Source organism: Microbacterium awajiense, assembly GCF_039536545.1.
GTDB classification, from domain to species: domain Bacteria; phylum Actinomycetota; class Actinomycetes; order Actinomycetales; family Microbacteriaceae; genus Microbacterium; species Microbacterium awajiense.
Window position 1 is genome coordinate 699801 of record NZ_BAAAYU010000001.1, and the last position, 13273, is coordinate 713073.

Sequence of the window (13273 nt, forward strand, 5' to 3'; positions counted from 1 at the left end):
GCGGACGGGCACCACGAAAGGACCGGATACGTGCTTTCTCACGGTCACCCATCGTAATCGCAGCGACCGGACCGGGGCCCGGCTCAGACGCCGCGCGCGCCCGTGTCGAGGAACCGGGCGACGGCGGGCGGCACATACGGCGACACGTCGCCGCCGAGCGCGGCGACCTGACGGACGAGCGAACTCGACACCAACGCATGAGCCGGGTCGGGAAGCAGGAAGACGGTCTCGACGTGCGCGAGGTGCCGGTTGACGATCGCCATCGGCGTCTCGTACGCCACGTCGACCTGCGAGCGGATGCCCTTCACCAGCACGCCGGCGTCGACGTCCACGGCATAGTCGACGAGCAGTCCCATGCTCCACGAGGCCACGACCACCTCGATCTCGATGTCGCTCTCTTCGATCGACTGCTCCAGCAGCGCGAGCCGCTGGGCGATCGGGAGCATCGCCTCCTTGTCGGGGTTGTGCACGACGAGCACGTGCACCTGGTCGTACAGCTGGGAGGCGCGGCGGATGACGTCGAGATGGCCGAGGGTGGGAGGGTCGAACGACCCCGGCACGACGGCGATCCGGCTGTTCATGCGACCAGCCTATCGAGGCACGTCCCCGTCACGACTTCGACAGGGCGGCTCGTTCCTGCTCGTTCACCCGGCGGTCGATCGCCGCGGCCAGACCCGGGTGATCGACGAGGCTGCGATCCTGGTCGATCACCGCACGCGCCGCCTCGCGCGCGCGGGCGATGAGCTCGGCATCGGCGACGACGCGCAGCAGCCGCAGCGACGACCGCACACCCGACTGCGTCGCACCGAGCACGTCGCCCTCGCCCCGCAGCTGGAGGTCGACTTCGGCGAGTTCGAATCCGTCGACCGTCGCGGCGACCGCCTCGACCCGCGCGCGCGCCGGCGACCCCGGCGGCGATTCGGTGACGAGAAGGCAGAGGCCGGGAACCGATCCACGGCCCACGCGGCCGCGGAGCTGATGCAGCTGCGACACGCCGAAACGGTCTGCCTCGAGAATCGCCATGGTCGATGCGTTGGGCACATCCACGCCGACCTCGACCACGGTCGTCGCGACGAGCACGTCGATGTCTCCGCGGGCGAAGGCCTGCATGATCGCGTCCTTCTCGTCGCCGGGCAGGCGTCCGTGCAGCACCTCGACTCTCAGAGACGCGAAGGACGGATGCCGCGCGAGCACGTGCGCGGTCTGCACCACGCCCCACCGCGTGGGCGTGGGCGCCTCGTCGTCGACCGTCTCGTCGGCGGTGTCGTCGGCCGCCCCCGAGTCGGCGTCGATCGCGGGGCACACCACGAACGCCTGGCGGCCCAGTGCCACTTCTTCGGCGATCCGCTCCCACACGCGGCCCAGCCACGCGGGCTTCTCGGCGATCGGCGCGACGAACGTCTCGACGCCGGCACGCCCGGTCGGCATCGTGCGGATCGTCGAGACGTCGAGGTCGCCGAACACCGTCATCGCCACCGTGCGCGGAATCGGCGTCGCGGTCAGCACCAGCGCGTGCGGGGCCGTGCCCTTGGCGCGCAGCGCCTCGCGCTGCTCGACGCCGAACCGGTGCTGCTCGTCCACGACGACGAGGCCGAGGTCGGCGAAGGTCGTCTTGTCGCTCAGCAGTGCATGCGTGCCGATCACGATGCGCGACTGACCGGACGCCACACGCAAGGCTGCGCGGCGGCGTTCGGCGGCCGTGAGCTGCCCGGTCAGAAGGGTGGGGATGAGCTCTGCCGACAGGTCGGGGCCCAGCATCTTGGTGATCGTGCGCAAGTGCTGCCCGGCCAGCACCTCGGTCGGTGCGATGAGCGCCGACTGACCGCCGCTGTCGGCGACCTGGAGCATCGCGCGCAGCGCGACCAGGGTCTTGCCCGAACCCACCTCTCCCTGCACGAGCCGATTCATGGGCTGCTCCGACTGCAGATCCGCGGCGACGATCTCGCCGACCGTGGCCTGATCAGGGGTGAGTTCGAAAGGCAGGGCCCCGTCGAAACGGGCGCTCAGCGCGCCCGGTTCGCGCGACACCGCCGTCATCGCGCGGACGTACGCCCGCTGCTGCAGCAACGCGGCCTGCAGCACGAAAGCCTCGTGGGCACGCAGCGTCTCGCGCGCGGGGGCGATCTCTTCGGTGCGGATCGGCCGATGGATGCGCTCGAGCGCGACCCGACTCTCGAGCAGCCCCCACTCGGCGCGCAGTCGATCGGGCAGGGGGTCGAGCACGGTGCCGAGACCGTCGAGCACGATCCCGCTGATCGAGGCCACCTTCCAGCTGGGCACGGCGGCGGTCGCGGGATAGATCGGGATCGGCACGTTCGCGTACGACTCCGCCGTGCGCCGGGCGGTCTCCTCGTCGTCGAACAGTTCGTAATCGGGGTGGGTGAGCTGCTTCGCGCCGCGGTACTCCCCCACCTTGCCTGCGAAGAAGCCGCGACGCCCGGGCAGAAGTTCGCGCAGCCGCCACTGCTGGTTGAAGAAGGTGAGTGTGAGCTCGCCCTCGCCGTCGCTGATCACGATCTCGACGATCGAGCCGTTGCGCTGACGCATCCGCCGCTCGCCGACGCGTCTCACCTCGGCGACGATCGTGACGGACTCGCCGACGGGCAGCGAGGAGATCGGGGTGAGTTCGCCGCGCAGCGCGTACCGCCGCGGGTAGTGCGCGAGCAGATCGCTCACGGTGCGCATGCCGAACGCCCGCTCCAAGGCCTTGGCCGTCTTTCCCCCCACCGCGCCGTCAAGGCGATCATCGAGGGTGAGAGCCGGCATGGAACGAGTCTAGGTCGGCGCCGCGACACGGTGCCGTCCGAGACCACCGGCGGTCTGACAGCCGCACCGCCTAGGGTGTGCCCATGATCCGACGCCTCCTCGCGCGCGCCTACTGGGCTGTCAGCCGCTGGACGCTCGTCTCGGAGCCGGCGCCGCCGCGGCCGACCGTGCTTCTCGGCGTACCCCATACATCGAATTGGGACTTCGTCCTCATGCTCGCGATCGCGTGGCGGCTCGGGATGAAGGTGCGGTGGCTGGGGAAGGCGAGCCTGTTCCGCGGGTGGCGTCGATCGATCATGCGCGGACTCGGCGGCATTCCGGTCGACCGTGCGGATCCCGCCCGCGTCGTCGGCGAGGTCGTGGAGGGGATCCGCGCCGGCGACACCTTCGGACTGGTGGTGACCCCGGAGGGGACGAGGGGGTCGGGCACCTACTGGAAGTCGGGCTTCTACCGGATCGCGCGCGAGGCGGGCCTGCCGGTGACGCTCGGCTACGTCGACCGTACGACCATGACCACCGGCCTCGGCCCGACGATCGAGCTCACCGGCGTCGTCCGCACCGATATGGACGTCATCCGTGCGTTCTATGCCGACAAGTCCGGCTTCCGACCCGAGATGCGGACCGAGCCGCGGCTGCGCGAAGAGGGCGCGCCACCCCCGGCGCCGTGAGGCGCCCCGGCGCGAGGGCTATCGTGAAACGGTGACGCGCATCATCTCGGGAGCCGCGGGTTCGCTGGCGCTCGCCGTGCCGGACGCCGGCACGCGACCCACGAGCGATCGCGTGCGCGAGTCGCTGTTCGGTGCTCTGGAGTCCGCCGGGGTGCTCGGCGGCGCCGCCGTGATCGACCTCTACGCGGGGTCGGGCGCCCTCGGGCTCGAGGCGCTCAGCCGCGGCGCGGCATCCGCCGACCTCGTCGAGAAGGCGCCCCGCGCAGCCTCGGTCGCCGAGCGCAACGCGCGCACGGTGACCGCGGCGATCGGAGGCCACGCGGTCGCGCGCGTGCACCGCACGGCCGCGGACGCCTATCTGCGCACGGCACCGGGACCCTTCGACCTCGCCTTCCTCGACCCGCCGTACGATCTCGGCGACCCCGAGTTGGCACACACGCTCGAGCTGCTCACCGAGACCCTCGCGCCGGGTGCGCTCGTCGTCGTCGAGCGCGCGTCGCGCTCGACGGAACCGCGGCTGCCCGCCGAGCTCGAACCGACCCGCAGCAAGCGCTACGGCGACACGACCCTGTGGTGGTCGACACGCGCCTGACGATCAGCCGGTCGTCGCGTCCCAGTCCCGGTAGGGATCCCACCCACCGCGCCCCGCGAAGGGACGCCCGTCCACCAGCACCCGGGCCGAGCCGGCCGACCGGATCACGCCGATGATGCGGAACCCGTCGGGCGCAGCCGCGGCTGCCGGGAACGTCGCCAGCAGCGCGTGGTCCTCCCCGCCCGCGTAGACGAGGGGATCGTCACCGAGCGCAGCCGTGTCCAGATCGACGGTGACGTCGGAGGCCTCGGCCATCCGGGATGCGTCCAGGACGAGCCCGTCCGACACGTCCATCATGGCGGTGGCACCCGCGGCCGCGGCGACCGGGCCGAGCCCGATGGGCGGGTTCGGGCGCAGTTGGGCGGCCAGAGCCCGGCGCTCGGCGTGCGACAGCCCGGCGAGGTGATCCGGTCCGAGAGGAACCGGCGTGCCGGCCGCGTCCCGGAAGCGGTCGAACAGCAGTCCGAGCCCTCGTGCGGCCAGGCCCGCGTCTCCGGCGAGCGTCACGACGTCGCCCGGACGGGCGCCGTCGCGGCGCACGGGCTCGCCCTCGAGCACGCCGAGTGCCGTCACGGCGATCGTGAGGGTGTCGGACACCGTCAGGTCGCCGCCTTCGACGGCACAGCCGGGCGCGAGGCGATCGCACGCAGCGCGCAGGCCGTCGGCGAGCGCTTCGACGAAGTCGATGGGCGTGTCGTCGGGCATCGCGAGGGCGACCAGCAGCGCGGTCGGTCGCGCGCCCATCGCCGCGATGTCGGCGAGGTTGACCGCCGCCGCCTTCCAGCCGAGATCGTGGCCGCTGGACCATGCGAGACGGAAGTCAGGCCCGTGTACGAGCGTGTCGACGGTCGCCACGACACGGCCACCCGGTGCGGCCAGGACCGCTGCGTCATCACCCGGGCCCACCGGCGCGGTCGACGGCGCGAGCCGGCCAAGGATGCGCCGCAGCACCTCGGCTTCGCTCAGCGCGCCGACCCTCGTCTCATCCTCATCGCCTCGCATCCCGACCACGGTACTCCGCGCCGGTCGACGCCCCCGCACACAGGTAGCCTGGAGGGGTGACCCGCCGTGCCCTCGCCACCGTGACCCTGCTCGCGGCCGTGGGCCTCGCGGCGACCGCCTGCAGCAGCACCGTGGCGCTGGAACCCGCTGCCGGGGCCAATGATCCCGAGTGCGCCGAGGTCACCGTGCGGCTCCCGGCCGAACTCGCCGGTGAACCCCGCAGGTGGACCGACGCCCAGGCGACCGGAGCCTGGGGCGATCCCGCCTCGATCCTGCTCACGTGCGGCGTCGACGAGCTCGGCCCCACCACGCTGCCCTGCCAGACGGTGGGCGGCGTCGACTGGGTCATCGACGACGCCGACGCCCCACGCTACCGGGTGACCTCGTTCGGCCGGCAGCCCGCGGTCGAGGTCTACCTCGACAACGACATCGTCTCCAGCGCCGAGGTGCTCGATTCCCTCTCGCGCCTGGTGGTGCTCCTGCCCACCGATGGCTCGACCTGCACGGTTCGCGGCTGACTCAGCGCGCGCGTGCCGATTCGATCAGCTCGTCGATCAGCTGCGGGTACGACAGGCCCGACGCGATCCAGCAGGTCGGGAACATCGAGATCGGCGTGAAGCCGGGCATGGTGTTCACCTCGTTCACGAAGAACTCGGCACCGGTGTAGAAGAAGTCGACCCGGGCGAGCCCCTCGCCGCCGAGCGCTTCGAACGCCCGTGCCGCGATGCGCTGCATCTCGGCCAGCTCGCCTTCGCGCAGATCGGCGGGGCACACCAGCTCGACGCCGGCGGCATCCCGGTACTTCGCGTCGAAGTCGTAGAACTCGCGACCGGTGACGACGATCTCTCCCGCGACGCTCACGCGCGGGGCGCCGCCGCCCACCCCGGGGAGAACGCCGCATTCGATCTCGCGGCCCGACACAGCCTGCTCGACGAGTACCGTCTCGTCCTCGGCGAAGGCGACCTCGAGCGCGGCGGGCAGCTCGTCCCACTCGGAGACTTTGCTCACACCCACGCTCGATCCGGCCCGCGCGGGCTTGACGAACACCGGCAGACCGAGTGCGCGGATCCTGCGCTGCCACAGGTCTGCAGCCGAGCGCATGCCCTCCGCCGTGACGGTCACCCACGGAACGACGGGGATGCCCGAGGCCTTGAGCAGGCTCTTGGTGGCATGCTTGTCCATCCCGATCGCCGACATCAGCACGCCCGCGCCGACGTAGGGCAGGCCGAGCAGTTCGAGCATGCCTTGGATCGTGCCGTCCTCGCCGTACCGGCCGTGCAGAATCGGGAAGACCACGTCGACCTCGCCGAGAGAGCGCTCGCCGTCCGCGTCGACCACGCGAAGCTCGCGCGACCTCGCCGAATCGGGCCATCGCACGCGCGTTCCGTTGTCGACGACTTCGGGCAGCCGTGCGGCATCCAGAGCGAACTTGTCGGGGTCGTCCTGTTCGAGGACGAAAGCGCCGTCGCGGGTGATGCCGACCGGGATCACCCGATAGCGGTCACGGTCGATCGCCTTCAGCACCCCTCCCGCCGTTGCGGAACTGATCGAGTGCTCGCTGGAGCGACCGCCAAAGAGCACCGCCACCGCCCGCCTGTCCATTCTGAGTCCTCTCGCCCTTGGGTGTGTCGTCGTCGGTGGTCAGATGCGGCGCGATGTCGCGCGGGTCCATCGTGCCGTCGAGCACCATCTTGACCTGCTCGACGATGGGCATCTCGACCCCGACCTCTCGTGCCAGCTGCAGAACGGGAGCGACCGATGCCAGCCCCTCCGCGGTCTGGTTCATCTGCTTGACGACGTCGTCGAAGCGGTAGCCCTGGCCGAGCAGGCGGCCGGCGGTGTTGTTGCGGCTGAGCGGCGACTGGCAGGTGGCGATCAGGTCGCCGAGACCTGCGAGGCCCTGGAGCGTCTCGTGATGCGCGCCGAACGCCACGGCGAAGTCGGTCATCTCCACCAGGCCGCGCGTGATGATCGACGCCTTCGTGTTCTCGCCGTATCCGACACCGTCGACGATGCCGATGGCCACCGCGATGAGGTTCTTGAGCACACCGCCGAACTCGGTGCCGATGACGTCCGTGTTGACGAACGAGCGGAAGTAGCGGTTCCGAGCTCTGCGGGCGACCGCATCGGCCGTCTCCTGACTCGTGGACGAGATCACCGCCGCCGTCGGCTGCTCCCGTGCGATCTCGAGGGCCAGGTTGGGGCCGGATGCGACGGCGATGCGCGCCGGGTCGCAGTGCAACTCCTGCTCGATCACCTGACTCATGCGCAGGCCCGTGCGCCTTTCGACGCCCTTCATGAGCGAGACCACCGGGACATCCGAGTCGATGAGCAGCGGTCGGATCGCCTTGAGGTTCTGCCGCACCGCCTGGCTGGGGATCGACAGGTAGACCTGCTCGGCACCCTCCACCGCTTCGGAGAGGTGATGGGTCGCCGACATCTCGCGGGGCAGGTTGATCCCGGGCAGGTACTCGCTGTTGCGCTTGGCCTCGTGGATCTCGTGCGCGAGCTCGGGGCGACGGGCCCACATCGTGACGTGCGCGCCGCCGTCGGCGAGGATCTTCCCGAACGTCGTGCCCCAGCTGCCGGCGCCGATGACGGTGACCCGCGGTCGCGCGGAATCGGATCTACGGCTCAAGGCGACCCGTCTCCTTCTGCCCGTGGGCGCTCGGGTTCCACCGCTCGGGCGGCGCGGGCTCATCCCGCAACCGCGAGAGCAGCGCTGAGACGTCGGCCATGACGACGTCGGTCGCCGCGATGAGATCGGCCGGTTTGCCGCCCGAGTCGCGGAAGCTCGAGAGGTCGACGGGGTCTCCGACCACCAGACGCACCCGACGCCGCAAGGGCCAGAGCTTGAGCTTGCCGTAGCGCGGCAGCACCTGCTGCACGCCCCAGTGCGCCATCGGGATGAGGGGGATGTCGCCGGCCAGTGCGAGGCGGACGGCCCCGGTCTTCCCGCGCATCGGCCACAGGTCGGGGTCACGCGTGAGCGTGCCTTCGGGGTACACGATCACGCCTCGGCCGAGATCTGCCAGCATCTGCGCGTTGTCGAGGGTCTGCCGTGCCGCTGCGGCCGATGAGGCGCGGGCGACCGGCACCATCCCCGTCATCCGCAGGATCCAGCCGAGAACCGGGACGCGGAACAGGCTCTCCTTGGCCATGAAGCGCGGTGCGCGGCCCATCTTCCAGACCGAGAGGGCGACGGCGAGAGGGTCGAGCTCGGAGTAATGGTTCGGGGCGAGCACGTAGGGCCCCTCGCGGGGCAGCTTGTCGCCGTCTTCGATCTCGAGCTTGAGGACGAGCGAGATCAGCGGCGCTGCGGTCGCGGCGAGGAACCAGTAGAAGCTCGGGCGGGTCTTCTCCTGCGAGGCGCGCAGGCGTCGGGCGGTCACGCTACCGTTCTACCCGATGACGTCGAAGTCGGCACCGAGGGTGTCGAGCTTCCTGAAGAGCTTCTCGTAGCCCCGGCGGATGATCCCGACATTGCGGACGGTCGATTCGCCCTCCGCCGTGAGTGCCGCGATGACGTGGCTGTACCCGCCGCGCAGGTCGGGCACCACGATATCGGCGCCGCGCAGCGGAGTCGGCCCGTTGATGACTGCGGCCTGCTCCAACTCGCGGCGCGGCACGCGGCGCGCCCCGCCGGCGAGGCCGCGGGGGTGCACCACGATGTCGGCGCCCATCTGACGCAGCGCCTCGGTGAACCCGAAGCGGTTCTCGTACACCGTCTCGTGCACGATCGACTCGCCCTGGGCCTGGGTCAGCGCGACGATGAGGGGCTGCTGCCAATCGGTCATGAAGCCGGGGTGCACGTCGGTCTCGACGACGACCGGCCGCAGGGCGCCGCCGCGGCGGAAGCGGATGCCGTCCTCGTGGACGTCGAAGTCGCCGCCGACCTTGCGGAAGACGTTCAGGAAGGTGAGCATCTCCTGCTGCTTGGCGCCGCCGACGTAGATGTCGCCGTCGGTCGCGAGAGCGGCGCATGCCCACGATGCGGCCTCGTTGCGGTCGAAGATGCAGCGATGGTCGTAGCCGCGGAGGGAATCGACGCCCTCGATGAGGATCACGCGGTTCGGCTCGTAGGAGATGATGGCGCCCATCTTCTGCAGCACCGCGATGAGATCCATGATCTCGGGCTCGATCGCCGCATTGCGCAGCTCGGTGATGCCCTTCGCGCGCACGGCCGTCAGCAGCACCTGCTCGGTCGCCCCGACACTCGGGTACGGCAATTCGATGTCGGCCCCGTGCAGTCCGTCGGGTGCCGAGAGGCGGATGCCGCTGGGGAGCTTCTCGACCACGGCGCCGAACGAGCGGAGCGCGTCGAGGTGGAAGTCGATCGGACGGTCGCCGATGCGGCATCCGCCCAGATCGGGGATGAACGCCTGCCCGAGCAGGTGGAGCAGCGGACCGCAGAACAGGATGGGGATCCGCGATGCCCCCGCGTGGGCGTCGATCTCCTCCATGTGCGCCGAGACGGCGCCCCGCGGGTCGAGAAGGAGCGTGCCGCGCTCCTCGCCGTCGGTGACCGTGACTCCGTGCACCTCGAGCAGCGAGCGGACGACCTTGACGTCGCTGATGTCGGGGACGTCGCGCAGCACGCTCGTCGTCTCGCCGAGGAGCGCGGCGACCATCGCCTTGGTGGCCAGGTTCTTCGCGCCCTTCACCTCGACGCGTCCGCTCAGCGGTCGCCCGCCGCGGATCGAGAGCACTTCGCCGCTGAGCTTGCGGGCGCGCGCTCCGGAGCCCGCGCTGTCGTCGAGAAGGGTCTTCATCCGGTGGTCCTCACTTGTGGCGGCTGGGCGGGACGGCGGGCCCGGATCGGGCGCCTGCCGTGCTCACGGAATTGGGGTGGTCCGCGGCCGCCATGATTCGCGGCGGGCCTCGAATTGCGCGATCTTCGCTTCGTCGCGCAGCGTGAGCCCGATGTCGTCGAGCCCTTCGAGGAGCCGCCACCTAGTGTAATCGTCGATCTCAAAAGGGATCCGAAGGTCGCCGACACGCGCGTGACGGGCCTCGAGGTCGATCGTCACCTCGATTCCGGGCTCGGCCTCGAGCGCTTGCCAGATCGCCTCGACATCGGCATCCGAGATGACACCCGTCACGAGTCCCTGCTTGCCGGCATTGCCGCGGAAGATATCCGCGAACTTCGGGCTGAGCACGGCGCGGAAGCCATAGTCCCGCAGCGCCCAGACCGCGTGCTCACGACTTGAGCCCGTGCCGAAGTCGGGACCGGCCACCAGCACGCTCGCACCCTGGTACTCCGGCTGGTTGAGGATGAAGTCGGGGTCCTGCCGCCAGCTCGCGAACAGCGCGTCGTGGAAGCCGGTCTTCGTCACGCGCTTCAAGTACACCGCCGGGATGATCTGATCGGTGTCGACCGCCGAGCGCCGCAGCGGCACCGCGACACCGGTGTGGGTCTGGAACTTCTCCATGTCAGATCTCCGCCCCCGTCGTCGCGACCGGTTCGGCGAGGGGCTCCAGATCCGCCGGCGCGGCCAGGTGGCCGAGCACCGCGGTCGCGGCGGCGACCAGCGGCGAAACCAGATGCGTGCGCCCGCCCTTGCCCTGGCGTCCCTCGAAGTTGCGGTTCGACGTCGACGCGCACCTCTCGCCCGGCGCCAGCTGATCCGGGTTCATGCCGAGGCACATGGAGCATCCGGCGAAGCGCCACTCGGCGCCGAACGCCTCGATGACCTTGTCGAGGCCTTCGGCCTCGGCCTCGAGGCGCACGCGGGCCGAGCCCGGCACGACCATGACGCGCACGCCGTCCGCCTTCGTTCGCCCTTCGATGATCGACGCGAACGCGCGCAGGTCCTCGATGCGGCTGTTGGTGCACGAACCCATGAACACCGCGTCGACCGGGATCTGCTTCATGGGCGTGCCTGCCGCGAGATCCATGTACTCGAGAGCGCGTTCGGCGGCCGCCCGCTCGTTCGGATCGGTGAACTCATCAGGAGAGGGCACGACGTCGCTCAGCGACACACCCTGCCCCGGGTTGGTGCCCCACGTCACGAAGGGCTCGAGCTCGTTCGCGTCGAGGAACACCTCGGCGTCGTACACGGCGCCCTCGTCGGTCGGGAGGGTGCGCCAGTACGCGACGGCATCCTCCCAGTCCTGTCCGGTCGGTGCGTGGTCGCGACCCTTCAGGTACGCGAAAGTCGTCTCGTCGGGTGCGACCAGTCCGGCGCGGGCGCCCGCCTCGATCGACATGTTGCAGATCGTCATGCGACCTTCCATCGAAAGGGCGCGGATCGCACTGCCTCGGTACTCGAGCACGTAGCCCTGACCGCCGTTCGTGCCGATCTTGGCGATGACGGCGAGGATGATGTCCTTCGCGGTGACGCCGGGGCGCAGTTCGCCTTCGACGGTGATCGCCATCGTCTTGAAGGGTGTGAGCGGCAGAGTCTGGGTGGCCAGCACATGCTCGACCTCGCTCGTGCCGATGCCGAAGGCCATCGCCCCGAAAGCGCCGTGCGTCGAGGTGTGCGAGTCTCCGCACACCACGGTGATGCCCGGCATCGTCAGTCCCAGCTGCGGGCCGACGACGTGGACGATCCCCTGCTCCTTGTGGCCGAGGGAGTGAAGCCGAACGCCGAACTCGTCGGCGTTGCGACGCAGGGTGTCGATCTGCGTGCGGCTGGTGGGGTCGGCGATCGGCAGGTGGATGTCGATCGTCGGCGTGTTGTGGTCTTCTGTGGCGATCGTGTGCTCGAGCCGCCGCACCGGACGCCCCTCCGCGCGCAGGCCGTCGAAGGCCTGGGGACTGGTCACCTCGTGCACGAGGTGCAGGTCGATGTAGATCAGGTCGGGGCGGCCGTCTTCGCCCTTGACGACGACGTGGTCGTCCCACACCTTCTCGGCGAGCGTGCGAGGCCGGTCGGGGACGACGGCGTCTGCGGGAACGGGAATGGTCATAGCTCTTCGGTCTCCTCGGGATGGGGATCAAGCCCGCGACGAAACTCCGCGACGAGGAAGGCCTGGGTCAGAACTCGCCGCGGCCGCTAAGGAGAAGACGAGCGATCCGCACGAGGCCCAGACTACCACCGCGCAGGAAGCGGCCGCCGTCAGCGACCGGCGTCGCCGGGTGGCTCCACCGTCGGGGGCGTGCCCTTCTCGTCGGCGACGGCGGCGGCCGCATCCGTCACTCCCGCTGCGCGCTTGTCGCGCGCCGAGGCGATGAGACTGGCGACGGTCGCGACGGTCATCGCGACGACGATGACCCCGAGCGACATCCACGTCGAGATCTCGGGCGCCCACTCGATGTGCTCACCGCCGTTGATGAACGGCAGCTCGTTGACGTGCATCGCGTGGAAGACGAGCTTGACTCCGATGAAGGCCAGGATGAACGCGATCCCGTAGTGCAGGTACCGCAGCCGGTCGAGGAGATCGCCGAGCAGGAAGTACAGCTGGCGCAATCCCATGAGCGCGAAGATGTTCGCGGTGAACACGATGAAGGCGCTCTGCGTGATGCCGAAGATCGCCGGGATCGAGTCGATGGCGAACAGCAGGTCGGTCACGCCGATCGAGACGAAGACGATGATCATCGGCGTCCACATCTTCTTGCCCCCGACGACGGTGCGGATCTTCGCGCCGTCGTAGTGGTCGGAGATGTCGATGAATCGGCGGAGCAGGCGGACGACGAAGGTCTCCTGCTTGACGTCGTCCTCGTGGTCGCCGCCCGGGAACGCCTGCCGGATGGCGGTCCACACCAGGAACGCGCCGAAGATGTAGAAGACCCAGCTGAACTGCTCGATGATCGCGGCGCCGGCGAGGATGAACAGTCCGCGGAGCACGAGGGCGATGATGATCCCCACCATCAGCACTTCCTGCTGGTAGCGCCGCGGTACCGAGAACTGCGTCATGATCAGCACGAACACGAACAGGTTGTCGATCGACAGGCTGTACTCGGTGAGCCATCCCGCGACGAACTGCCCGGCGTACTCGCCGCCCGCGAAGATCCACATGAGCACCGCGAACACGAGCGCGAGCGTGACGTAGAACACCACCCAGAGCGTGGACTCGCGCGTCGACGGGATGTGCGGACGCTTGAGGATGATCAACAGGTCGGCGATCAGGATCAGCGTCAGCACGACGAGCGATCCGATCTCGAACCACAGGGGGAGTTCCAGGTCCATCCAGGGCCTTTCGGGGTCGATGAGCTCCGAAAGTCTCTCCCCGCCCGGATCGGCCGGCGCACACCCGGAGTCGCATGATCGGGACCCGTGATGACGGATGCGCGCGTCGG

Annotated in this window: 13 protein-coding genes; 3 read left to right on the top strand and 10 right to left on the bottom strand. The window is 69.8% G+C overall.

Features of this window, described 5'->3' with window-relative positions:
- Nucleotides 1-83 precede the first annotated feature (83 nt).
- Both coaD and ABD663_RS03515 read right to left on the bottom strand, forming a co-directional pair.
- The gene (coaD, locus tag ABD663_RS03510; protein WP_344736468.1) at nt 84-581 is read right to left on the bottom strand and encodes a pantetheine-phosphate adenylyltransferase; all 498 of its coding nucleotides are present in this window, start codon (nt 579-581) and stop codon (nt 84-86) included.
- Between the two features lie 28 nt (nt 582-609).
- The gene (locus ABD663_RS03515) at nt 610-2766 is read right to left on the bottom strand and encodes an ATP-dependent DNA helicase RecG (RefSeq protein ID WP_344736469.1); all 2157 of its coding nucleotides are present in this window, start codon (nt 2764-2766) and stop codon (nt 610-612) included.
- A gap of 83 nt (nt 2767-2849) precedes the next feature.
- Between ABD663_RS03515 and ABD663_RS03520 the strand changes: the two genes are divergently transcribed.
- Together ABD663_RS03520 and rsmD are read left to right on the top strand one after the other, a co-directional pair.
- Nucleotides 2850-3434, top strand: a complete 585-nt coding sequence (locus tag ABD663_RS03520; protein WP_344736470.1) for a 1-acyl-sn-glycerol-3-phosphate acyltransferase — start codon at nt 2850-2852, stop codon at nt 3432-3434.
- A 31-nt stretch (nt 3435-3465) separates the two neighbouring features.
- The gene (rsmD, locus tag ABD663_RS03525) at nt 3466-4026 is read left to right on the top strand and encodes a 16S rRNA (guanine(966)-N(2))-methyltransferase RsmD (RefSeq protein ID WP_344736471.1); all 561 of its coding nucleotides are present in this window, start codon (nt 3466-3468) and stop codon (nt 4024-4026) included.
- 3 nt (nt 4027-4029) lie between these two features.
- On the opposite strand, the gene thiL is transcribed toward rsmD, so the two are convergent.
- Nucleotides 4030-5028 carry a thiamine-phosphate kinase gene (thiL, locus tag ABD663_RS03530; RefSeq protein WP_344736472.1) on the bottom strand — a complete coding sequence of 333 codons (999 nt, stop codon included), beginning with the start codon at nt 5026-5028 and terminating at the stop codon, nt 4030-4032.
- A gap of 56 nt (nt 5029-5084) precedes the next feature.
- Here thiL and ABD663_RS03535 point away from each other — a divergent pair, with 56 nt between their 5' ends.
- Entirely contained in the window at nt 5085-5546 is a 462-nt protein-coding gene (locus tag ABD663_RS03535; RefSeq protein ID WP_344736473.1) for a DUF3515 family protein, read from the top strand.
- Nucleotide 5547: 1 nt separating this feature from the next.
- Here ABD663_RS03535 and ABD663_RS03540 read toward each other — a convergent pair whose 3' ends face one another.
- The 7 genes from ABD663_RS03540 to ABD663_RS03570 form a co-directional block, all read right to left on the bottom strand.
- Nucleotides 5548-6630 carry a D-alanine--D-alanine ligase family protein gene (locus ABD663_RS03540; protein WP_344736474.1) on the bottom strand — a complete coding sequence of 361 codons (1083 nt, stop codon included), beginning with the start codon at nt 6628-6630 and terminating at the stop codon, nt 5548-5550.
- The gene (locus ABD663_RS03545; protein ID WP_344736475.1) at nt 6530-7666 is read right to left on the bottom strand and encodes an NAD(P)H-dependent glycerol-3-phosphate dehydrogenase; all 1137 of its coding nucleotides are present in this window, start codon (nt 7664-7666) and stop codon (nt 6530-6532) included. Before ABD663_RS03545 ends, ABD663_RS03540 begins: the two co-directional genes overlap by 101 nt.
- Nucleotides 7656-8420, bottom strand: a complete 765-nt coding sequence (locus tag ABD663_RS03550; RefSeq protein ID WP_344736476.1) for a lysophospholipid acyltransferase family protein — start codon at nt 8418-8420, stop codon at nt 7656-7658. The genes ABD663_RS03545 and ABD663_RS03550 overlap by 11 nt, the downstream gene beginning before the upstream one ends.
- 9 nt (nt 8421-8429) lie before the next feature.
- The gene (murA, locus tag ABD663_RS03555; RefSeq protein ID WP_344736477.1) at nt 8430-9800 is read right to left on the bottom strand and encodes a UDP-N-acetylglucosamine 1-carboxyvinyltransferase; all 1371 of its coding nucleotides are present in this window, start codon (nt 9798-9800) and stop codon (nt 8430-8432) included.
- A 63-nt stretch (nt 9801-9863) separates the two neighbouring features.
- Nucleotides 9864-10460 carry a 3-isopropylmalate dehydratase small subunit gene (gene leuD, locus ABD663_RS03560; protein WP_344736478.1) on the bottom strand — a complete coding sequence of 199 codons (597 nt, stop codon included), beginning with the start codon at nt 10458-10460 and terminating at the stop codon, nt 9864-9866.
- A gap of 1 nt (nt 10461) precedes the next feature.
- On the bottom strand, nt 10462-11943 hold the full coding sequence (gene leuC, locus ABD663_RS03565; RefSeq protein WP_344736479.1) for a 3-isopropylmalate dehydratase large subunit: 1482 nt from the start codon (nt 11941-11943) through the stop codon (nt 10462-10464).
- Nucleotides 11944-12092: 149 nt separating this feature from the next.
- Nucleotides 12093-13163, bottom strand: a complete 1071-nt coding sequence (locus ABD663_RS03570) for a TerC family protein (protein WP_344736480.1) — start codon at nt 13161-13163, stop codon at nt 12093-12095.
- Nucleotides 13164-13273 lie beyond the last annotated feature (110 nt).

Excerpts from the sequence above, each read along its gene's own strand:
- coaD (WP_344736468.1), bottom strand. The coding sequence starts at position 581 with ATGAACAGCCGGATCGCCGTCGTGCCGGGGTCGTTCGACCCTCCCACC.
- ABD663_RS03515 (WP_344736469.1), bottom strand. The coding sequence starts at position 2,766 with ATGCCGGCTCTCACCCTCGATGATCGCCTTGACGGCGCGGTGGGGGGA.
- ABD663_RS03520 (WP_344736470.1), top strand. The coding sequence starts at position 2,850 with ATGATCCGACGCCTCCTCGCGCGCGCCTACTGGGCTGTCAGCCGCTGG.
- thiL (WP_344736472.1), bottom strand. The coding sequence starts at position 5,028 with ATGCGAGGCGATGAGGATGAGACGAGGGTCGGCGCGCTGAGCGAAGCC.
- ABD663_RS03540 (WP_344736474.1), bottom strand. The coding sequence starts at position 6,630 with ATGGACAGGCGGGCGGTGGCGGTGCTCTTTGGCGGTCGCTCCAGCGAG.
- murA (WP_344736477.1), bottom strand. The coding sequence starts at position 9,800 with ATGAAGACCCTTCTCGACGACAGCGCGGGCTCCGGAGCGCGCGCCCGC.
- leuD (WP_344736478.1), bottom strand. The coding sequence starts at position 10,460 with ATGGAGAAGTTCCAGACCCACACCGGTGTCGCGGTGCCGCTGCGGCGC.
- leuC (WP_344736479.1), bottom strand. The coding sequence starts at position 11,943 with ATGACCATTCCCGTTCCCGCAGACGCCGTCGTCCCCGACCGGCCTCGC.
- ABD663_RS03570 (WP_344736480.1), bottom strand. The coding sequence starts at position 13,163 with ATGGACCTGGAACTCCCCCTGTGGTTCGAGATCGGATCGCTCGTCGTG.